Annotated in this window: 18 protein-coding genes; 5 read left to right on the top strand and 13 right to left on the bottom strand. The window is 29.6% G+C overall.

Going from position 1 to position 21211, the window contains the following annotated elements; all coding sequences use genetic code 11:
- Nucleotides 1-11: 11 nt before the first annotated feature.
- Nucleotides 12-1394, bottom strand: a complete 1383-nt coding sequence (locus tag FHR24_RS08340; RefSeq protein ID WP_167186632.1) for a tetratricopeptide repeat protein — start codon at nucleotides 1392-1394, stop codon at nucleotides 12-14.
- 159 nt (nucleotides 1395-1553) lie between these two features.
- On the opposite strand from FHR24_RS08340, the gene FHR24_RS08345 reads away from it, so the two are divergent.
- Nucleotides 1554-2870 (top strand): D-arabinono-1,4-lactone oxidase, encoded by a 1317-nt coding sequence (locus FHR24_RS08345; RefSeq protein WP_167186635.1) that lies wholly within the window; start codon nucleotides 1554-1556, stop codon nucleotides 2868-2870.
- Nucleotides 2871-2962: 92 nt separating this feature from the next.
- Nucleotides 2963-4678 carry an ABC transporter ATP-binding protein gene (locus FHR24_RS08350; protein ID WP_394352392.1) on the top strand — a complete coding sequence of 572 codons (1716 nt, stop codon included), beginning with the start codon at nucleotides 2963-2965 and terminating at the stop codon, nucleotides 4676-4678.
- A gap of 57 nt (nucleotides 4679-4735) precedes the next feature.
- Here FHR24_RS08350 and FHR24_RS08355 read toward each other — a convergent pair whose 3' ends face one another.
- Nucleotides 4736-5401 (bottom strand): T9SS type A sorting domain-containing protein, encoded by a 666-nt coding sequence (locus tag FHR24_RS08355; protein ID WP_167186639.1) that lies wholly within the window; start codon nucleotides 5399-5401, stop codon nucleotides 4736-4738.
- Nucleotides 5402-5651: 250 nt separating this feature from the next.
- Nucleotides 5652-7148 carry a sensor histidine kinase gene (locus tag FHR24_RS08360; protein WP_167186642.1) on the bottom strand — a complete coding sequence of 499 codons (1497 nt, stop codon included), beginning with the start codon at nucleotides 7146-7148 and terminating at the stop codon, nucleotides 5652-5654.
- A gap of 223 nt (nucleotides 7149-7371) precedes the next feature.
- Between FHR24_RS08360 and FHR24_RS08365 the strand changes: the two genes are divergently transcribed.
- Nucleotides 7372-8718, top strand: a complete 1347-nt coding sequence (locus FHR24_RS08365; RefSeq protein ID WP_167186645.1) for a DEAD/DEAH box helicase — start codon at nucleotides 7372-7374, stop codon at nucleotides 8716-8718.
- Between the two features lie 21 nt (nucleotides 8719-8739).
- Nucleotides 8740-9708, top strand: coding sequence for a succinylglutamate desuccinylase/aspartoacylase family protein (locus FHR24_RS08370; RefSeq protein ID WP_208412305.1), 969 nt, complete (start codon nucleotides 8740-8742; stop codon nucleotides 9706-9708).
- Between the two features lie 69 nt (nucleotides 9709-9777).
- Here the strand turns inward: FHR24_RS08370 and FHR24_RS08375 are convergent, their stop codons facing one another.
- The 10 genes from FHR24_RS08375 to FHR24_RS08420 all read right to left on the bottom strand — a co-directional run bounded on the left by FHR24_RS08375 (nucleotide 9778) and on the right by FHR24_RS08420 (nucleotide 19653).
- A complete protein-coding gene (locus FHR24_RS08375; RefSeq protein ID WP_167186648.1) occupies nucleotides 9778-10518 on the bottom strand; it encodes a GNAT family N-acetyltransferase in 741 nt (246 codons plus the stop codon).
- The gene (locus FHR24_RS08380) at nucleotides 10515-10964 is read right to left on the bottom strand and encodes a DMT family transporter (protein ID WP_167186651.1); all 450 of its coding nucleotides are present in this window, start codon (nucleotides 10962-10964) and stop codon (nucleotides 10515-10517) included. Before FHR24_RS08380 ends, FHR24_RS08375 begins: the two co-directional genes overlap by 4 nt.
- Before the next feature lie 49 nt (nucleotides 10965-11013).
- Complete coding sequence (locus FHR24_RS08385; protein WP_167186654.1) at nucleotides 11014-11610, bottom strand: Crp/Fnr family transcriptional regulator; 597 nt, start codon at nucleotides 11608-11610, stop codon at nucleotides 11014-11016.
- On the bottom strand, nucleotides 11603-12349 hold the full coding sequence (locus FHR24_RS08390) for a YoaK family protein (RefSeq protein WP_167186657.1): 747 nt from the start codon (nucleotides 12347-12349) through the stop codon (nucleotides 11603-11605). The genes FHR24_RS08385 and FHR24_RS08390 overlap by 8 nt, the downstream gene beginning before the upstream one ends.
- Nucleotides 12350-12596: 247 nt before the next feature.
- The gene (locus FHR24_RS15815; RefSeq protein ID WP_243846520.1) at nucleotides 12597-13346 is read right to left on the bottom strand and encodes a hypothetical protein; all 750 of its coding nucleotides are present in this window, start codon (nucleotides 13344-13346) and stop codon (nucleotides 12597-12599) included.
- Between the two features lie 93 nt (nucleotides 13347-13439).
- Entirely contained in the window at nucleotides 13440-13763 is a 324-nt protein-coding gene (locus tag FHR24_RS08400; RefSeq protein ID WP_167186660.1) for a hypothetical protein, read from the bottom strand.
- 33 nt (nucleotides 13764-13796) lie between these two features.
- On the bottom strand, nucleotides 13797-14810 hold the full coding sequence (locus tag FHR24_RS08405) for a DHH family phosphoesterase (protein WP_167186664.1): 1014 nt from the start codon (nucleotides 14808-14810) through the stop codon (nucleotides 13797-13799).
- A gap of 49 nt (nucleotides 14811-14859) precedes the next feature.
- Nucleotides 14860-15813, bottom strand: coding sequence for a 23S rRNA (adenine(1618)-N(6))-methyltransferase RlmF (gene rlmF, locus FHR24_RS08410; protein ID WP_167186667.1), 954 nt, complete (start codon nucleotides 15811-15813; stop codon nucleotides 14860-14862).
- 121 nt (nucleotides 15814-15934) lie between these two features.
- Nucleotides 15935-17704 (bottom strand): sensor histidine kinase, encoded by a 1770-nt coding sequence (locus tag FHR24_RS08415; RefSeq protein WP_167186670.1) that lies wholly within the window; start codon nucleotides 17702-17704, stop codon nucleotides 15935-15937.
- Nucleotides 17705-18033: 329 nt separating this feature from the next.
- Nucleotides 18034-19653, bottom strand: a complete 1620-nt coding sequence (locus FHR24_RS08420) for a sensor histidine kinase (RefSeq protein WP_167186673.1) — start codon at nucleotides 19651-19653, stop codon at nucleotides 18034-18036.
- A gap of 569 nt (nucleotides 19654-20222) precedes the next feature.
- Here FHR24_RS08420 and FHR24_RS08425 point away from each other — a divergent pair.
- Nucleotides 20223-20996, top strand: a complete 774-nt coding sequence (locus tag FHR24_RS08425) for an SHOCT domain-containing protein (protein WP_167186676.1) — start codon at nucleotides 20223-20225, stop codon at nucleotides 20994-20996.
- Nucleotides 20997-21211 lie beyond the last annotated feature (215 nt).

The following is a 21211-nucleotide window of genomic DNA, read 5'->3' on the forward strand; positions in this document are numbered from 1 at the left end:
AAAATAGGAAGCTATTCTTTAATTATTTTAATACTAATTTCTTTAGGTTCTGATTTTATTTTTAGAATATAAAAACCAGGTTTTAATTTTTCTAAATTAATATTTTGATCTTTAGATTTACCATAATATACAAGCTCATTTAAATAATCGTACACATAAAAATCAAAGTCATGCAAATCACTATCCAATAAATACGTATCGGTCTGAATAGGGTTTAAAGCCAAGCTAGGAGCAATGACTTTGGCTGGTAAATTTTCTTTTTCTTTGATGCAACCAATACTCAAATAATAATCAATACTAGTGTCATAATGTTTTTTATCGTAACCAAGTTTTTTTGCTTTGGTCATCCATTTTTTTGCCTTTTTTTCATTTCCTGTTTTGTAATACAACAATCCAAGTTGAAACATTGCATAAGAGTTGTCTTGTTTTAAATCAATGGCATCAATTAAGTCTTTTTTAGCTTCTTTAACTTTTCCTAAGTTGGCATAAGCGGTTCCTCTTAAAGCTCTAATCCCTTCATCAGCAGCACCCGTAGTTAATCTGTGTAAAGATTCTTCGTTGCTAAAGCAAATGTTTAAATGCTCTATGGCTTTTTCATAATTGCCAAGTTTTATGTGTGCCATACCCAATCCCCAGTTGGCAAAAGGGTGTCTAGGTGCTTTGTTAGTTGTTTTATACAAATAATGCAAAGCCAAATCTAATTGGTTTACATAATTAAAATAAGCTCCTAAATTATAGTTTAATCTATTTTCTGTAGGGTTGGTTCTAATGGCTTTTAGTTTGTAGTGTATGCCAATATCTACAATGTCTAATTTAGCGTAAAACCCTGCAATTTCATCATACAAATGAGATAGCATTTTTTTGGTACCAGGAGTCTCTTTTTTTAATTCCCATTCTTTTATTATGAGAATGTAATCGTGTAGGGCTAAGGTATTTTCATTAAGTTGCCCTCTTAGTTTGGCTCTTTTAAAAACTAAACCTTTATAGTAGGTGTTTTTTTTGTTTTCATAAAGCTTAATGTCCATGTTTATTTGTTCTAGAGAAGAAATTTTATTTAGAATATAAACTTTGTTTTTATCGGTGTATTTAATGTTATCATCAACTCTTTTAATCATTTCTCCATGTTCAAACAACCATTTCGTTTTAACAGAACCATCTTCATTGTATTGAGAACATCTACCATTAAATTCACTTTTTGCATCGTAATAAAAAGATTCGTTTAACTGTCCTGTTCTGTAGTAAGTTTTTAAACTGTCTAATTTTTGATGGTTATTGTACCAACTCACACAAGAAACTTGTCCATTTCTAAAATACAAAGTTGTTTGGGTTTGAGCTTTTGCACATACAGTACTAAATAAAATGCCTATAGCAATTAGGTAATTTTTCTTTTTCATAACTCTAAAAATAAAAATTAATAACACAAAAAGAAGAATTAATTCTTCTTTTTGTAATGTATTCTTAATTAGAACTACTACAGTTTACAGTATATGTGCATATTTGTAAGCGCTGCTTATAAATATGTTTTATTTTCGTTTAAAATAACAACCCACAAAATGTCTAAAGTGATACAATGGATAAACTGGTCTGGTTCGTATGTTTCTACTCCAGATTTTATAGAATATCCTAGCTCAGAAAAAGAGCTTTTAGAAATTATAGATAAAGCAAAAACGGAGAATACTACGGTTAAGGTAGTAGGATCTGGACATTCTTGCTCTCTTGTAGGAGCTACCAAAAAAGGGTATTTGATTGATTTAAAAGGATACAATCAAATTTTAGAAATTAATACCTCTTTAAAAACAATAAAAGTAGCGGGAGGTGTTTCTTTAGAAAAAATATGCAATACTGCGTTAGAAAATAAATTGGCTTTGCCCAATTTAGGAACTATTGTAGAGCAGAGTATTGCTGGGGCTATTAGCACAGGTACCCATGGTTCTGGTTTTAAAAGAGAAGCTTTAGATCAATCTGTAATAGCCTTTACTATTTTAACGGCTAACGGAGAAAAAAAGGTGTTTGATAAGTATATAAATTCAGAAGAATTTTATACGGCTGTGGTAGGAATTGGAGCGTTGGGAATTATATCTACAGTTACCTTACAGTTGGTTGATGATTTTAATTTAGCCATTCAAACAAAAAGTATCAGTTTTGATGAAATGATAGCCAATGTGGATTGTTATAAAACTAACGATTATATGCGGTTTTGGTGGGCTCCACACACCAACAGAGTTCAGTTTTGGACAGCACATCAAACCAATCAAAAAACAACCAAAGCTTCTACAATACTAAGTTGGTATCAAGATATTTTTAAAGGAAATATAATGCATGAATTCGGTTTGTGGATAACGTCTTTCTTTCCAAATTTAATTCCGCAACTTAATCGTTTTATGTTTGCTAGCTTGTTGAGTAAGGAAAACAAACAAATTACTAATTTTTTAGACGGATTTACTTTGCCTATTCACGTTAAACAAAGTGTTATGGAGTATGGGATTCCTATAGAAAACACAGAAGAGGTACTTGTAAAAATAAAAGCTCTTTTAGATCAAAAAAAGTACAAAGTACACATGCCTATAGAGGTTCGTTTTGCTCCCAAAAACAAAGCTAATCTAAGTATGGCTTATAATAGAGATACTTGTTATATTGGAATTATAGCTTACAAGCCCTATGGTAAAACAATGGATTATGATGCTTATTTTAAAGATGTACATGATTTGTTTGCAGTATACAAAGGTAGACCTCATTGGGCAAAAGTAACGTATTACAATAAAGCAGAATTGAATAGTTTATATCCTAATTGGAAAGCATTTAAAGATCTGTCAGAAAAATTAGATCCAAATAAAATGTTTGTAAATAATTTTTTAAAAAGAATTTTATAAACAATAGTTACATATTTATCCTCTAAATAAAAAGAATGAAATCTTATCAGCACACAGGTGAAAAGCCAAAAAATAAGAAAACAAAAATCACCATGGTTTCCGCTTTTAAAAGCATTATTTGGCCAAGAAGAAAACTCGTTTTTATTGGGTTGATATTAATTGTTTTTAGTCGTTTGGCTAGTTTGGTACTGCCCTGGAAAACAAAGGTTTTGTTAGATGAAGTAATTCCAAACAAAGACTTTGATGAACTTTATAATTTGTTAGGTTTGGTTGCAGGTGCTATTTTAATACAAGCAGTAACGTCTTATTTATTAACAAAAATATTAAGTGTACAGGCTCAGTTTTTAATATCAGAATTAAGAGCACAGGTACAAAAAAAAGTATTGTCTTTGCCTATTAGCTTTTTTGATAACACCAAATCTGGAGCTTTGGTCTCAAGAATTATGAATGATGTGGAAGGGGTTCGTAATTTAATAGGAACAGGATTGGTACAATTGGTAGGGGGAACTATTACAGCTGTAATATCTTTAATCCTTTTGCTAAAAATTAGCTGGTCTATGACTCTTTTTGTTTTAGTCCCTGTAGCTGTTTTTGGTTTTATTGCTTTAAAAGCGTTCTCTTATATAAGGCCTATTTTTAAGTTAAGAGGAAAAATAAATGCAGAAGTCAATGGTCGTTTAACTGAAACCTTAGCAGGTGTAAGAGTGATAAAAGCTTTTAATGCCGAGGAGCAAGAGAATAAAGTCTTTGAAAAAGGAGTTGATAAAATGTTTCAGAACGTAAAAAAGAGTTTAACTGCAACTTCAATCATGACGAGTACTTCTACTTTTTTGTTGGGAATAGCTTCTACAGGAATTATGGGGATTGGTGGTTATAAAATCATTCAAGGAGATTTAACAGTAGGAGATTTTTTATCATTTACCTTATTGCTAGGTTTTATGATTGCACCCATTGTACAAATGAGTAATATTGGGAGCCAATTAACCGAAGCTTTGGCAGGTTTGGATAGAACAGAGGAGTTGATGAATATGCAAGCTGAGGATGAAGATGAAAATAGAACGATTGAGTTAGAAAGTCTTAAAGGGGATTTGGAGTTTAACAATGTTTCTTTTGCTTATGAAGAAAACAAGAATGTATTGCACAATATTAGTTTTAACGCACCCTCTGGTTCTGTAGTGGCTTTGGTAGGGAGTTCAGGATCTGGAAAATCAACCATTGCGGGTTTATCAGCTACATTTTTAAATCCAAAATCTGGAGTTGTTACCGTTGATGGACAAGATTTATCTAAAATAAAATTGAATAGTTTTAGAAAGCATTTAGGAGTGGTTTTACAAGATGAGTTTTTGTTTGAAGGAACTATTAAAGAAAACATATTATTCCCAAGACCCAATGCTACTGATGAACAATTACAGAATGCAGTAAATGCAGCTTATGTAAACGAGTTTACAGATCGGTTTGAATTAGGATTAGATACATTGATAGGAGAACGTGGTGTAAAATTATCGGGAGGGCAAAGACAACGAATAGCCATTGCTAGAGCTATATTGGCAGATCCTAAAGTGATAATTTTAGATGAAGCAACCTCTAACTTAGATACGGAAAGTGAAGTGTTGATCCAGAAAAGTTTGACAAAATTAACCAATAATAGAACTACTATTGTAATTGCTCACCGTTTGAGTACCATTAGAAAAGCAGATCAAATTTTAGTGATAGAAGGAGGGAAAATTGCAGAGCGTGGTAACCACGATGAGTTAATAGCAGCTAAAGGCCGTTACTTTGATTTGTATACGTATCAAGGGAAAATTTAGAATTACGCAAAAAATAAAAGAGCCTGTACAGGCTCTTTTATTTTTGAATTAAAAAAATTATTTTTTAATTATTTTTTTAGTTGAAGTATTGTCCTTAGTTATGATTTTAAAGAAATATGTACCAGGATTTAAATTACTTAAATCAGTTGAGTGACCAACTAATTCTCCAAGAGTATTGTAAATATTAATACCCTGTATTAAGTCTTTATCCACACCTGTAAGTTGAACTATTCCCGTAGTTGGGTTAGGTGTTATTCCAAACTCACTTAAACTATTTGTGTTATTATTACTTAGTGTAGGTGCTGTTGAAGCTATAAACTTACTTTTACCAGCACCACCTCCAGAAGTACTAAACTTAATGGTTTCTCCTACAGCAACTCTACCAGAAGGCCAATAACTAAATACAATATTTCCTGTAGAAGCATCTCCATTAATATCTGTGGTAATTGATTTTGTGACACCTGCTATTTGTTGTTGTGGGTCTTCACTGTTATATAATTGACAGAATAAATTAAATGTCGTTTCAGCAGCAAATCCAGTAAGTTCTGCAGAGAAGTTAACATCGGGAGTTCCAGAAGTGGGTTTGGCTCTTCCGTTTTCATCAATTTCGTCAAATCCTGAAAATTCAATTGTTGTAACTTCTGACAATGTAATTATTTGAGCAAATACGCTAGCTCCAAATAAGAAAAACAATGTAGATAAAGTAAAATAGTTTTTTTTCATAAAATTATGTTTTTATAGTTTGTTGCTCAAAATTATATTTATTTTATTTTTTATGTTAGAACGAATATTCTTATTTGTATGTCAGATGAATAATGTATAAATATTAAACATATGTTCTATTAAATAACTCATAGATTAAATTTTGGTAATAGAAGGCGGACAAATAGCAGAACGAGGTAATCACGATGAATTAATAAATGCTAAAGGCCGTTACTTTGATTTGTATACGTATCAAGGAAAAATTTAAGAACTAGTTTGCTATAGGTAAGGTAAAGTAGAAAGTAGTTCCTACACCTAGTTCACTTTCCACCCATATTTTACCTTTATTTTTTTCTACAAACTCTTTGCAAAGGAGTAGTCCTAGTCCAAAACCTTTTTCATTTTCGGTTCCCGATGTAGTTTCATTTGTTTGGGTAGTAAATAATTGAGTTAACGTTTTTTTACTCATTCCAATTCCGTTGTCAGAAATAGTAACCTTAACATAGTTGTTTTCTTGAGTTGTATTTATAGAAATAGTCCCATTAGATTTGGTGAATTTCACAGCATTTGTTACAAGGTTTCTTATTATAATTTTGACCATATAATTGTCTGTAAAAACATAAAAATCTTTAGGTTGTATATAATTCAAAATGATGTTTTTAAGCTTTGCACTTTGGTGTAAAATATCTATTGAGTTTTTTATAATTGAGGATAGGTTTAATTTTTCGGGTTTAAATGTAATTTGACCCGTTTGTGATTTTGCCCAATTTAATAAATTATCTAACAGAGCGAGTGTGTTTACTGCTGTTGTATTTATATAACTGTTAAAATTTATAATATCAGTGGTGTTAAAATCATGTATGTTGTTGGCTAACAAATCAGAATAACCAATAATAGTAGCAAAAGGATTTCTTAAGTCGTGTGCTATAATAGACAATAACTTATCTTTGGTAGCATTTAATTCTTTAAGTTGCTGTTCACTCTTTCTTAATTTTTCGTCTTTTAATTTTCTTTGATTGATGTCTTGAAAAGAACCTTGAATTTTAACAATAGTTCCTTGTTCATCTCTAACAGCTTCTCCAATAGTTCTTACCCATATTTTTTTTCCTTTGGCGGTAATAATTCTCATTTCTTCATCATAAGAAATACCGTTCTCTAAACAGTTTTTAAAAACTTTAGCAATTTTATTACGAAACTCTGGAGTATAAGCGGATATTCCGGTATGTAGATCTGGAGAATACCCTATAGGTTCTTCTCGCATAATGGCAATTTCATCACTCCATGTAAGTTTTTTTGAGGCTATATCGTAATTCCATCCTCCAAATTTTGCTGTTTCTCCTGCAATTCTAAGTAGTGAATAATTAGATTTTAAGGTGCTTTCTGTTTTTTTGCGTTCGGTAATATCACGAATATTAAGAACTACAGATTTTATAGCAGGATTGTTTAGTTGGTTGGTTCCAAAAATTTCTAAATAAACCCAGTTTCCGTTTTTATGACGATGCCTACATTGTTGTCCTCCATTGGTATTGTGTTTTATAATGTCTAAAAAACCTTTAATAACAGATTTTTTATCATCCGGATGAATCATGTTTTCTATGATAGAAATATCCATCAACTCATCTTGTTTGAAACCCAAAATTCTTTCACAAGATTCGCTAATATAATGCTGAATTCCTTTTTCATCCCACAAAACAACTAAATCAAAAGAATTTTTAATCAATTGTTTAAACCTATTATGATCTTCAATTAGGGAGTTTTTATTTAGCATTTAAATTTTTGTGTAAGTAGTTTGTTTTAGTAAGTAGCTAATTTTTATAAAATTAATTTACAAAAATTATAGTGATGTTGTGATGTAAAATAATAAATATATATATAGAGGATATATATCCTATGTTTTTTGTTACAAAAGACTATTTTTTAGTGATGATATGATTCGTTTATAAGTGAAGTTATAGCAAGATAGTTTGTTATCTTTGCCCAAATTATTTTTTATGACAAAACAATTTTCAGCTTTAGGATTATCTAGTACTCTTACCAATACATTAGTAAGTTTAGGAATAACGGAACCTACAGAAATTCAAACACAGGCAATTCCAGTTATTTTAAATCAGACAGATGATTTTGTAGGATTAGCGAATACAGGTACAGGAAAAACTGCTGCTTTTGGTTTACCATTGTTACAATTGGTAGACACGTCTAGTAAATTTATTCAGGTAGTTGTTTTAGCACCTACCAGAGAATTAGGAAAACAAATCCATAGTAACTTAATGGAGTTTTCTGCAGATATTTCAGAATTGTCTATCGCAGAAATTTGTGGGGGTACTCCTGTAAAACCTCAAATAGAATTGTTAGAAAACACAACACATGTTGTAGTGGCTACTCCGGGGCGTTTGATTGATTTGATTCAGAGGGGTAAAATAGATGTAAGCCAAGTAAAATATTTTGTTTTAGATGAAGCTGATGAAATGGTTTTATCTTTAAAAGAAGGTTTAGATAAAATAGTTGACGTAATGCCAAAGCAAAAGCGTACACTATTATTTTCTGCAACTTTGCCAGGATCTGTAAAACAATTGGTGCAAAATTATTTGTCTAAACACGTTACCCAAATTGGTACAGAAACTACAAATACGGCTCATAAAGATGTAGCACATCATTATGTGGTGGTAGAACCTATAGAAAAGCTAAATGTATTGTTACATTTTTTAGCAAGTAAAGAAGGTGAGCAAGGAATTATATTCTGTAAAACCAAAGCAGCTGTAAATAAATTAGCTAAAAATTTAGCAATTAATAAAATATCTTCAGGAGCTATTCATGGTAGTTTAACGCAAGGGATTCGTGATCGTATTATGGAACAATTCCGAGAAGGATATATTAATACATTAGTAGCAACAGATGTAGCTGCTAGAGGTATAGATATTAAGAATGTTTCTTATGTGGTGCACTATCATTTGCCAGATGCTATGGAAACTTACATTCATCGTAGTGGTAGAACTGCAAGGGCAGGAGCTAAGGGAATGTCTTTAGCTGTTTTACAAGCCGATGAAATTGAGAAAATAAAGTTTTTAGGGGAAGAGTATGAAATTGACTTGCATACGTATGCCAAACCTACGGCAGTTAGTATAGAAGAAAACAACACTATTTTATGGGCTAAAAAAATATTTAAAACCAAACCTAATAGAGGAGTTTCTCAAGATGTAAAAGCAGCGGTTAAAGATGTTTTTCATCATTTGACCAAAGAAGAATTAGTAGATAAAATTTTAGCTAATTATTTGTTAGAAAATAACAAAACAGATTTACTAACTACCAATAAACCCATCAAAAAGAAAAAACAACAATAGTCTTATTACTATTTTATAAAAATGCCTAAAAAAATAACCATACTTGGAGAGAAAATTTTACCAGGTAAAACGTATCAGATTAAAACGGATATTGCCCGTTTACATACAAGAACAAAAATAGAAGTACCTGTAATTGTAAGTAGAGCCAAAATTGATGGCCCTTGTGTTTTAATAAGTGCAGGAATTCATGGTGATGAGGTAAACGGAGTAGAGATTGTTAGGCAAATTGTAGCTGACAAATACAATATTCCAGATGCAGGAATTATTATTTGTGTACCTGTAGTAAATGTTTTTGGGTTTTTAATTAAAACGAGAGAATTTCCTGATGGAAAAGATTTAAACAGAAGTTTTCCGGGAGCTAAAAATGGATCGTTGGCTAGTAAATTTGCTCATTTTTTTATGACTGAAATTGTAGACCATGCAGATTACTGTATAGATTTTCATACAGGTGGAGATACACGATTTAATTATCCGCAAGTAAGAATTTCAGATGAGGATACTAAGACTTTTAATTTGGCTAAAATATTTGGTGCTAAATTTGTAAAATACTCCTCACAAAGAGAAAAATCTTACAGAGCTTCTGCTGTAGCTTGTGGTAAAAAGGTATTGTTGTACGAAGGTGGAAAATCTTTAGACATAAATACTCAAGTGACCAATGCTGGAGTTACTGGAATTTTAAATGTTTTAAATGCTTTGGGAGTAAAAGAATTTCCAAGTTCTTACAATCCTTTTATAGAAGAAGAACAGGTAATATTTAACGAGTCTAAGTGGATAAGAGCCAATGCATCTGGAATGTACAGATCTGTAGTAAATAACGGAGAACCTATTGCTAAAGGAGATGTAATTGGTTTGATTACGGATCCTTATGGTTTTTTTGAAAGAAAGATAAAATCTCCTGTATCAGGTTATATAATCTGTTTAAACCATTCTCCTATTGTAAATCAAGGAGATGCCATTGCTCATATTGCAATTCAAAATGAAGATTCTTAGAAAAGAGTTCTATAAATTTTAAAAACCGATGAAATTATTTCATCGGTTTTTTTGTTTTAATAAACTAAGTTATTGATCTAGAATATAGTTTTTGATGAGAAATTGTTCCTTAAATCCTAGATTTAAATAGATGTTTTTTCCCATGTTAGAGGCTTGTAATGTAATAAGTTCTGCTTGATTTTTAATGGCTTTGTTTATCAGTAATTTCATAATTTGGGCAGCATAACCCTTTCTTCTCATTGCTGGAGGAATTCCTACAGAATGAATACCAGCTACGTTATTTGTGTTGAATATAATAGCAGTTCCTACAGCTATATTATTATGGTATGCCAAGTAGTAATCTACGTTTTTAAGTGTTTTGTTTATGGTTTCTGTACTTATGGTGTATTTAAAAGATTGTAAAAATATATCAGACCACAATGTTGCCTGATTTTGGTTGGTTACCAATTCAATTTTTACTGTATTTTCTACCTCAAATAAATCATTTGGTTTTAAACACATTGCTATTTGTTCAAACTTAAGTTTAAAACCATTTTGTTCTAAAAGAGCTTGTTGGTCTTTGTTGTTTAAATTCCAAATAGGGAACGTTATTTTAGCCTCAGTAGTTGCGGCTTTATTTTTAAGGACATCAATAATTTTTTGATTTGTAGGCTGATTAAACCAAAGCCTGTTGGGCCATTCAGAATTTTTAATTTCACAATATTCAAAATCAGCTGATTTAAAATATGCATTAAAAGGGGTTCCAACGGTTTTCCAAAGAGTTGTTAGATTGTTGATGTTTTCTGTGATAAAATTTGTTTTTTCTTTCATTTCCAATTGATGATAAAAATTCCACTAATCATTGCTATTATTCCTATTGTTCGTTTTAAAGTAATGGGTTCTGTAGGTAAGTTTAACCATCCAAAATGTCCTGCTATTACAGCAAAAATTAATTGTCCACAAAGGCCAAAAGAGATCATGGTAGCCACTCCTAACTTTGGAATGGTGTAATAATACAAACTAATTCCAATAACGCTAAAAAAACCACCTGTAAACCATAAGTAAAATGGAATTTGATGTAACTGATTGTTACTAGGGAATGATTTTACACGGATTAAAACAAATAGTAAAGCAAAAACACAGCTACTAAAAAAAGCAACCACAGAGGCTAAAAATGGATTTTTAAGCAAAACACCTAATTGTGCATTTAAGCCACCTTGTGCTGCTAAAAAAATACCTCCTACAAATGCGAGTATTGATAATATATATTGATTCATAATGCAAATTTGCACCTATAGATTGGTATTTGCATTTACATATGTTGATTTAGTTATTTTTTAATGCTTTTCTAATTCTACTTAATTGTGTTGGTGTTATTCCTAAGTGAGAAGCGATATGTTGTTGAGAAACACGTTGATCTATATTGGGGTGTTTTTTTAGCAATTTTAAATAACGCTCACTTGCGTTGTCCATTACCAAAGAAATTTCTCTTTGTTCTTTTTCTACAATCCAATTGTGTTCTATATAGGCAATGTAAAAATCTTTTAAATCGTTGTTTTTAGCAATTAGTTTTTTGTATTCTTTAAAACTAAAGTTGATTAAAATACAATCCTCTAAAGCTTCTATAGAAAAATAAGAAGGAGTGTTTAGTAATAATGAAACTTTGGTGGCCGCAAAATTGTTCTCTAAAAATATATTTTTACTATACACACTTCCTTCATCATCTGTAATAAAAGAACGTAAAATGCCTTTGCAAATAAAATGAATATGTTTTGCTGTTTGTCCAGCCTTAATAAGTGTTTCTCCTTTTTTAAGTGATTGATATTTTAATAGGGGTAAAATAAGTAACCATGTTTTTTCTGAAAGGGGAGTATAGCCATTAAAAGCTTTTTTTAGTTGATTAATATATTGTTCCTTATCCATTTTGTAGATTTCTATGTGTATACTTTCTTTTTGTTATTAAAAATCGATATCTAAAATCATCATAAAATAAACTAAGAAGTAAAATAAGAGCAGCAAAAATTAAGGTATATAGTTTCCAATTGAATATAGAATAGCAATAGCCACCTATTAAACCTCCTGAAAAAAAGAATGAAATAATATAAATACGCAATTTTATATTTGCTTTTAAAAGGTCTCTTTTGGGGTATGAATTTGGAAAAAACAAATGAGAAAGATCAATTCTTAAATCTGTAAAAAGTCCTGTTAAATGTGTTGTTCTTACAATAGAATTAGAAATTTTTGTAACAAAAGAGTTTTGTAGTCCCATAGTAAAAAGGAGCATACAAACAATTACATTAGGATAGGTTGTTTGTGTGTAACTAATTAGCATAGCTATAGATATTAGAACCAAAACCTCAAGAATAGTTGGTAATAAAAAAATATTAAGTAGTTTGTTTTGTTTAAGTTTTTCAATTAAAAAACTAGAAAAGAAAGATCCAAAAAGGAAAGAAAATATATAGAGAAAATAAATGGTTCCTTTCCAAAATTCAAAATCGGCAACATCATTAATAAACAACGCAAAATGACCTGTTACATTTGTCGTTAACTTTTTAAATGATAAAAATCCAGTAACATTTACAATTCCAGCAACAAAAGACAAAACAGAAGCTATTTGAAGATTGTGTTTTAGAGTTCTTTTTTTGCCTTGATGTCTAAACATACCGGAATTATTTAGAGTGTGTAATTTTTAGTGAAATTACACAATAGTGATAGAGTATCATAGTTTTTTGGACTTATAAAAACAGATAGACTGATGTAAATACAGTTCCCTTAATCTAGTTGTATTGCTATAAAATTACAGTTTTCTATTTGCCGTAATTTTTAAAAAATAGTTTACTAAGTTAGTAGGTTTGGAGTTGTAATTGTTCTAATATATACAGTAGTCTCTTGTTTATAAATTTAAATATTTACACACTAAGTAGTCGTATTTTCTTTAATCTTTTCCAGGCGGCTTTATGTCTTCTTTTGTAAAAAGACATGGTCCCTCTGTCCAATCCAAAATAAAACAAGCTAATTCCTATTGGTGGATTTGCACTTGGTAAAAATTCAAATTTACCAAAAGCAATAGATGGCCATTTCCAGCAGTTTAAAGCTGTACCTATTAATTCTGTATATACAATTACACTATACATTGTTAAATAAAACAATTTTTCTTTAGGATATTTTCTTAAGAAATAAAACACCATTAGTGTTAACAAAAAACCATAAACGTCTTGTTTAAAAATTAAGTAATATAATGAGATGGCAACAATAGCGATGGTTAATGTTTTTTCAATATTTTTTCTGTAGGCTCTAACTTTTGATTTTTTGCAAAAATTATATACATATAAAAATAAAATAGCATGCCCCACAGGTATGTAGTGAGGAATATTACCTAGTCTATATGCATACATTCCTAATAAAATAGAAAATAGATACTCACCAATTATAGCAATTAAAACAGCATAAATAAGTTGTTCCTTAGTTCTTGATGGAGCCTTTAAGTACAAGCTAATAAAAAGTGAAACAACACCTATATTGTTAATCCATTGAGCGTTTTTAAAATAATGCTGAGCAATAAATTCACTATCTATTAGTAAACCAACAAGTATAATTAGCATTAAAACTCCAATGGTTTTTAAGGTTTGAGAAATAAAAGAACTGGAAGATAAATACATAGTAATATGTTGATTTTTTATAAAGAGTAAGATGTTATAAAAATACAATATAAAGAGCAGTTGTTTTTAAGAACTACTCTTTGTGTAATAAATTTATCTGCTTAGTAATTTTTTAGAAACTTTGTAGGTGGCAGCATATAAATATCCCTTTTGATCATTTTTAAAGGATTTAAAGACACCTCTATACCAAGTTGAATCTGTAGCTTTTTTCTTATAGCGTTCGTGATTTGCCGATTTACCAGCTTCTCCGTTTAAAGTAGATTTAATGTCATAGATAGAAACTCCGTAATGTTCCGCTTTGTTTAAGATTTCAGCAAATGCTTCCTCAGAAAAATATAAGGTCGTCGTATCGTTGTTAATGGTGGTTCCAGATTCTGTTATAAAAACGTTTTCATCTAAAAATTCTTGTTGTGTCATAATTTTGTCTGTTTAAATTTGTGTAGCTGTAAGCTAGTTTTGTTGTTCGTTAGAAAAATATTGTGGAATCAATTCTTTTAATTTTTCTACAGTTTCAGTAACGGTTAAATCACTCATTCCTCCCGATGCATTTGCATGTCCACCACCATTAAAATGTTCTGTAGCCAATACATTTACAGGATTTTCTGCCCCTTTAGAACGGAAAGAAATTTTCATGATTCCGTCTCTTTCTGTAAAAACAATAGCAGCTTTCATTCCTTTAATAGATAATACCAAATTAGCCAAACTATCGGTATCACCTTTTTTATAATTATAGGTAGCTAGTTCTTCTTTTGATAAAGAAATAATTGCCACGTTATAGTCGTACAGAATCTCTAATTTTTCACTCATAGCATACCCTTGTAAGCGTAACCTACTTTCGGTATTATTATCACTTAATTTTTCGTGAATTATGTGGTGTTGTACACCAGATGCTAATAATTTAGCTAATATTTCATGTGTTCTGGGTTGTACAGAATTAAACCTAAAACTTCCTGTATCGGTTAAAATTCCTAAGTATAGTGGAGTTCCAATTGTTTCGTCTAACAAATCAATATGTCCAGATTGTTCTATCAATTCTACAATTAGTTGAGAAGTAGAGCATACAGCGGTTTCAGACACTGTTATAAAAGGAAATTCTTCGGGGTTTAAATGATGATCTATCATTATTTTTTTAGAAGTGCTTTCTTCTAACAAGCTCTGCATTTCTGGCCCTACACGGTTGGTGGCATTGTAGTCCAAGCAAAAGATTAAATCAGCTTGTTTAAAAGCTTCAGTAACTTTTTCTGGAGATTCTTCCATCAATAAAATGTTAGAAGTATCTAACCAATATAAAAAATCTGGTGCCTTGTCCGGATGACAAATAATGGCTTTTTTTCCTAGTTTTTTTATAAAATGTAACAGCCCTAAAGAAGATCCTATAGAGTCTCCATCGGCAGATTTATGTGAGGTAATAACGATGTGTGAAGCAGCTTTAATTTCCGATTCAATTTGTTGATATATATTCATGTAGTTGTATGACTAAATTCTTTTTATAAAAAGTGTAAATCTACGTTTATTATAAAGAGGAGTTGTTTTTTTTAGTTTCCCATCTTAGTTTTTTCCAATCTATCTGTTCTTTTTTAGATAGAAAAGACCAAGCTATAATTTGACTAGATTTATTTCCAACACCCATAGGAATCACTTTTGTTTGTGTAGCTCCTATTTCTTTTAGGAAACCTAGCATCCCTTTTTGATTGGATTGTTTGCTAACCAAGGCAGAAAACCAAAAACAGTTTTCTGAGAATTTTTTACTCTCTTTTACATAATTTTGTAAAAAAGCAGTTTCTCCACCATCATAAATAATTTCATTTTTTATTTCGGTACTATTGTAGGGAGCATTTTTTTTGTGACTTGCTGTTTTGGCATCTTCTAAAGAAGTGTATAACGGAGGATTACAAATGGCAATATCCACTTTTTCCTGTTTGTCAATTACTCCGTAAAAAAAGTCTTTAGGGTTTACTTGTATTCTACAATCAATTTTGTTTTTTAAAGAACTGTTTGTGTTAACAATTGTTTGGGCTGTTATTATAGCTTCCTCATCAATTTCTGAGGCTATAAAATTCCAATTGTATTCTGTAACTCCAATAATGGGATAAATACAAGTAGCCCCCATACCAATATTATAACAAGTTATTTTAGCACCTAAAGGAAAACTACCAAAATTGCTTTCCATTAAAAGATCTGCTATATGATGAATATAATCAGCTTTGTTAGGAATGGATGGGCATATATAAGCATCTGAGAAATTCCAGTTTTTGATTCCATAATAATACTGTAACAATGTTTGATTAAGCGTTTTTATGGCTATAGGATTGGTAAAATCTATAGTGTCTTCTCCTTCAAAATTGGGTTTTATATAATTGGTTAAATTGGAGTTAAGAGCCTCTAAAGCTTTTAAATCATATCGATCTTTATTTTTATTACGAGAATGAATTTTATATTTAACAAGTTTCTTTTTCTCTTTAGGCATGGTTTGTTTTTTGGAAAAGGTTATAGATTCTATCGTTGGTTATTAATAGAATATTGTGAGCAAAGATACGTAAAGAAGCGGAGCTATAAGTTTCTCTTTTTAGACTGTTTTTAATTTAGAATTAGAAAGAAGTTGAAGTGTGTTTTTGGGGTAAAGAAAAGTAGAATTCACTCCCTACACCTAATTTACTTTTAACTCCTATTTTTCCTTTATGATAGTCAATAAAATCTTTACAGAGTATAAGGCCTAAACCAGTTCCTCTTTCATTGTTAGTCCCTTCGGTTGTGTATGTGCTATCAATTCTAAATAATTTATCAATATGTTTTTCATCAATTCCAATACCAGTATCAATAATAGAAAACACATAACAATCGTTGTTTTCTTTGCTATAAATATGAATGGTTCCTTTGTTTGGGGTGAATTTTATAGCGTTAGAAATAAGATTTCTTAAAACTACTTCTATCATTACTTTGTCTACATACAAAATTTGATTGGTAGGCATGTCTAATTGTATATTGATTGATTTTTGATTGGAAGATATTTTTAATAAATCCAATGTAGATTTTATCATTAGTACAATATCAACATATTCAGGATAAAACTCCATTTTACCTGTCTGAGACATAGACCATTCCATTAAATTAGATAATAAGTTAACTGAATGATGTGAAGATGTGTTTATAATTTCTGCATATTCCTCAATACTTTCATAATCCTTATTTTTTACTTGCTCACTAAGTAGTTGACTAAAACCTAGAATACCATTAAATGGGCTTTTTAAATCGTGAGCAATAATAGAAAAAAACTTGTCTTTTGTAGAGTTTAATTCTCTTAAAGAAGCTTCACTTTTTTTTAGATTTCGTTCTGCATTTTTTCTAATAGTAATATCGTTTATAACAGAAATAATACATTGCTCCCCATTTATATTAATAATTTTAGCGGAGATTAATCCTGAAAATAATTCTCCAGATTTTTTACGGAATTGATATTCTTGTTCTACTATTTTTTTGTTTTTTTTTAGGAGAGCTATAAACTTAAATCTATCATTTGGTTGTTTCCACATTCCCAAATCAACAGTGGTTAAACCAAATAATTCATTGGGCAAGTAGCCACAAATAGATTGGATTTTTTTATTGACTTCAAAAATTTCTCCTGTACTAAGTTTAGATAATAAAATAACAAAAGGAGCTGCATGAAATGCTTTAGAAAATTTTTCTTCTTGATTATTTACATCAATAATCAATCGTTCATTGTACATTAAAGAAAGACTATATGCAAGTAATATAACGATAAGCTCCCAAAATAAAACAAATAAAGATTCTATAGAATCTGATTTAGGAGTGTTTGTTATTGCAAGTTGATTTTGCGTAAGATATATAAGTCTAAAAACTTGAGAAATAAAAATAATTAAAAATACATAACCCAATGGACGAGTTATTTTACGCATTTTTAAAGGAGTTCTTACCAACATTAAATAAACAACTTGTAAACTAAGTAGTAAAAAAGCAATCGTAATATTAATATGCCTAGTTTTTAAATTGGGATTGATGTATGTAAAGTAGGTGTGAACTAAAAAAAATACACTTATTAAGATATAATTTATAAGTTTGGTTTCTTTCTTTTTTAAAAAACGCTCAAATCCAATAAGCAAAGCAATCATAGAAGATACAATGAGTACATTGGCTATGGGAATAGAAAGCCAGTTAGGTATTGAGTTTCTAAAAAATACCAACACATTTCCTAAAGTAGTCATAAACATACCCACTACTATTAATAATGTACCTGGAAACCTTTTTTTTATTTGAAAATATAAGGAAATACTTAAAATTAGATTAATAATATTTACCAAAATATAACTAAAGTAAATTGTTTGAAGATCAATGTAAGGCATCTGTTTTGTTATTTTACTTAGGATCTGTTTACTTTAAAATTGAAATAAATATCATTGGTTTTAATATTCTTTAAGATCTTATTTTTTATGCTTAAAAGTTATGTCTTGTAAGTATAGTTTAATATTTTTTTTTATTTCGGATTTGATATGACTAAATATAAAGATATTTAATCGTATTAGAAAATTTAAACATTAGCAAGCACCTATTAATTTACATACCTAATTTAAATTTGTTTTTTATAGGAACCCCTTTTTTTATCTTTTTTTTTACTAAAAACTATTTAATTTTTAAGAACCTATTTAGGTGTGTTGTCACTGTTTTAAAAGTTTTAATGATAGTCTTTTGTCAAAGAAAAATAAAATTCACTACCTATGTTAGGTTTGCTTTCTACCCATATTTTTCCTTTGTGATAATCAATAAAATCTTTACAAAGTATAAGGCCTAAACCAGTTCCTCTTTCGTTGTTAGTTCCTTCGGTTGTGTAGGTGCTATCAATTCTAAATAATTTATCAATATGTTTTTCATCAATACCAACACCAGTGTCTATAATAGAAAATAGATACTCTTTGTTTTTTTCTAGAACATTAATATAAATACTTCCTTTTTGTGGTGTAAACTTTATAGCGTTAGAAATAAGATTTCTTAAAATAACTTCTATCATTATTTTATCTACATACAAAATTAGGTTTGTGGGGAGGTTTAGGTTAATGTGAATGTTTTTTTGATCAGAAGATATTTTTAACAATTCTAGTGTAGATTTTATTACGATCACTATGTCAACATACTCAGGACTAAACTCCATTTTACCTGTTTGAGACATGGACCATTCTGTTAAATTAGAAAGTAAATCTACCGCATGTTGAGAGGATGTATTTATGATTTCTGCATAATCCTCAATACTTTCATAATCCTTGTTTTTTACTTGTTCACTAAGTAATTGACTAAAACCTAAAATACCATTAAAAGGACTTTTTAAATCGTGGGCAATAATAGAAAAAAACTTGTCTTTTGTAGAGTTAGATAGCCTTAAAGAAGTTTCACTTTTTTTTAGATTAAGTTCAGCTGTTTTTCTAATCGTAATATCATTTATAATAGAAATAATACATTGCTCTCCATTAATGTTAATTATTTTAGCAGAGAGTAGCCCAAAAAACAATTCCCCAGATTTTTTTCTAAATTGATACTCTTTTTCCACAACAGAGCCTTCAGACTTTAATAAGGTTGTAAATTTTAAGCGATCCTTTGATGAGCCCCAAAGTTTTAAATCTATGGTATTAAAGCCAATTAATTCACTAGGTAAATAACCACAAATAGATTGAATTTTGTGATTGACTTCAAAAATTTCCCCAGTGCTAAGTTTAGATAATAAAATAACAAAAGGAGCTGCATAAAAGGATTTAGAAAACTTTTCTTCTTGATTGTTTACATCAATAATTAATCGTTTTATATACATTAAGAAAAGGCTACAAATAGCAAGTATAAGAACCAATTCCCATACTATTAAAAACATAGCTTCTATGGATTTAGATTCTACAGTATTAGTTAATGCATCATTGTTTTGGGCAAGGTATATAATACGAACAACATGAAAGATAGAAATGATTATAAAAACATATCCTACTGGGCGAGTAAATTTCCGCATAACTATAGGAACTCTTCTTAACATTAGATAGGCTACTTGTATTCCGGTAAAAATAAAAGGAATTGAAAAATTAATATGTCTATGTCTTATATCAGGAACAACATAGGTAATATACATGTGTATGATAAAATAAATACCTATTAAAAGATAGTTTTGAATTTGAGTTCCTTTTTTCTTTAAAAATTTTTCAAGTCCTACAAACAGAAGTACTAATCCAATAACAATAATCATATTGGCTAGAGTTATTGAAATCCAATCAGGAATAATATTTCGTAAGAATGCTAAAATATTTCCTGTGGAACTCATGTAAATACTAAATACAATTAAAAGAGTTCCCGGATATCTTTTTTTTATTTGAAAATATAAAACACTAATTAGTAGTAGGTTTATAATTAATATTAAAATGTAACTAATATAGACAGAGATAAGGTCAATAGTAAACATGCGTTCTGTTGTAATAATACTAGAATTTAACTAGTTGTTTTAAAATTATAATGAAGAAATTAACCTTAAAAAAAGACTGATAGAGCTATTATTTCTTGCTTTACTAAATAAATAATATAAAATTATTCGCTAAATATAAGCTTTTTTACTAGTAAATGGTTTTTTGTGTTAGAAATGAATAAATAGAATTTTTATTTTAGGAATGGCCTTTTATCAATTATACATTTTAATGATGAAATCACATTGTAATTCATAAAAATAACAGTGTTTATTGTGAAAAATAAATAAAAATTATCAAAGGAAATATTTTTTATTTTTTGTAAAATTAACAGAAACTTATCCCTCAAAATGAGAGAATTACCTTTCTTAAAAGACTACCTTGCCCTTAATAATTGTTATGAAAATATTTTAGACCCAAACAAGAAAATACTATGAATGCAATATTTACCGATGCTAGTTTTCAGAACATGCTGAATGTGGCAAATCGTTACGGAATAAGTGTAAATGCGGTTACTGATTTAACAAATGCGTTAATGAGAAGTAATGGAACTATGGCACAATTTAACATTCCCGAATTAGGAGGTGGTGGTCAGTGGATGCAAGGGGGTATGACTATGGTAGGAGATATGTTTAACAACCAGCTTAAGTATACTGTAGATGGACTTTGTATGGAATTGTCAAATTTAATAAATCAAGGAGGTATACAGTACAAACCATTACCTCAAAACCAAGGAGGTTTTAATGGTAATTGGTGGGGAGATTTAGGGATTCCAAACTCTACAGGAAGCCAAAATGATACCAGTTATGCCATTTTTTCTAACATTGGTAGATTGGCTATTAAACAAAACGGAAAAGTGACTGTTTTTGATACGTTGGACAATCAGATTGGTGGAGTAGGACAACAACAAGGAGGGAATTATTCGGTTTCTTTTACAAGTCAATATGGAAATGTAGACTTAAACTCTTTGCCTATTGTTTTTGGAGACGATAACAGACCCAAACCACAACCACAACCACAGCAAATAGTAAATGATTTTGTACATAATGAACCAGCACCAATTGCTGAAGTAGTACCCAATAATACTAGCGAATTTGAAGAAGATATTTTTGCTAAAATAGAAAAGCTAGCAGGTTTAAAAGATAAAGGAATTCTTTCATCAGAAGAGTTTAACAATAAAAAAACAGATTTACTAAGCAGATTGTAAATCAGTTTTTATAGCAAAAGGTATATTTTACATATAAAAAATCCTACTAGAATTTCTAGTAGGATTTTTTTATTAAAAAGAGTGTTGTTTTTATAATATTATAAAAATAAAAGAAAGAATAAAAAAGGAGTCTCTTGATATTCATCAACCCTTACATTGATTGGCATTAGCTTAATAAACAACATATCTATTTACTTTTGAAGTAAGTATTAATC

Origin of the sequence: Wenyingzhuangia heitensis (assembly GCF_011762155.1) — a bacterium.
In the GTDB taxonomy this organism is placed as follows: domain Bacteria; phylum Bacteroidota; class Bacteroidia; order Flavobacteriales; family Flavobacteriaceae; genus Wenyingzhuangia; species Wenyingzhuangia heitensis.

Excerpts from the sequence above, each read along its gene's own strand:
- FHR24_RS08340 (WP_167186632.1), bottom strand. The coding sequence starts at position 1,394 with ATGAAAAAGAAAAATTACCTAATTGCTATAGGCATTTTATTTAGTACT.
- FHR24_RS08345 (WP_167186635.1), top strand. The coding sequence starts at position 1,554 with ATGTCTAAAGTGATACAATGGATAAACTGGTCTGGTTCGTATGTTTCT.
- FHR24_RS08350 (WP_394352392.1), top strand. The coding sequence starts at position 2,963 with ATGGTTTCCGCTTTTAAAAGCATTATTTGGCCAAGAAGAAAACTCGTT.
- FHR24_RS08355 (WP_167186639.1), bottom strand. The coding sequence starts at position 5,401 with ATGAAAAAAAACTATTTTACTTTATCTACATTGTTTTTCTTATTTGGA.
- FHR24_RS08360 (WP_167186642.1), bottom strand. The coding sequence starts at position 7,148 with ATGCTAAATAAAAACTCCCTAATTGAAGATCATAATAGGTTTAAACAA.
- FHR24_RS08365 (WP_167186645.1), top strand. The coding sequence starts at position 7,372 with ATGACAAAACAATTTTCAGCTTTAGGATTATCTAGTACTCTTACCAAT.
- FHR24_RS08370 (WP_208412305.1), top strand. The coding sequence starts at position 8,740 with ATGCCTAAAAAAATAACCATACTTGGAGAGAAAATTTTACCAGGTAAA.
- FHR24_RS08375 (WP_167186648.1), bottom strand. The coding sequence starts at position 10,518 with ATGAAAGAAAAAACAAATTTTATCACAGAAAACATCAACAATCTAACA.
- FHR24_RS08380 (WP_167186651.1), bottom strand. The coding sequence starts at position 10,964 with ATGAATCAATATATATTATCAATACTCGCATTTGTAGGAGGTATTTTT.
- FHR24_RS08385 (WP_167186654.1), bottom strand. The coding sequence starts at position 11,610 with ATGGATAAGGAACAATATATTAATCAACTAAAAAAAGCTTTTAATGGC.
- FHR24_RS08390 (WP_167186657.1), bottom strand. The coding sequence starts at position 12,349 with ATGTTTAGACATCAAGGCAAAAAAAGAACTCTAAAACACAATCTTCAA.
- FHR24_RS15815 (WP_243846520.1), bottom strand. The coding sequence starts at position 13,346 with ATGTATTTATCTTCCAGTTCTTTTATTTCTCAAACCTTAAAAACCATT.
- FHR24_RS08400 (WP_167186660.1), bottom strand. The coding sequence starts at position 13,763 with ATGACACAACAAGAATTTTTAGATGAAAACGTTTTTATAACAGAATCT.
- FHR24_RS08405 (WP_167186664.1), bottom strand. The coding sequence starts at position 14,810 with ATGAATATATATCAACAAATTGAATCGGAAATTAAAGCTGCTTCACAC.
- rlmF (WP_167186667.1), bottom strand. The coding sequence starts at position 15,813 with ATGCCTAAAGAGAAAAAGAAACTTGTTAAATATAAAATTCATTCTCGT.
- FHR24_RS08415 (WP_167186670.1), bottom strand. The coding sequence starts at position 17,704 with ATGCCTTACATTGATCTTCAAACAATTTACTTTAGTTATATTTTGGTA.
- FHR24_RS08420 (WP_167186673.1), bottom strand. The coding sequence starts at position 19,653 with ATGAGTTCCACAGGAAATATTTTAGCATTCTTACGAAATATTATTCCT.
- FHR24_RS08425 (WP_167186676.1), top strand. The coding sequence starts at position 20,223 with ATGAATGCAATATTTACCGATGCTAGTTTTCAGAACATGCTGAATGTG.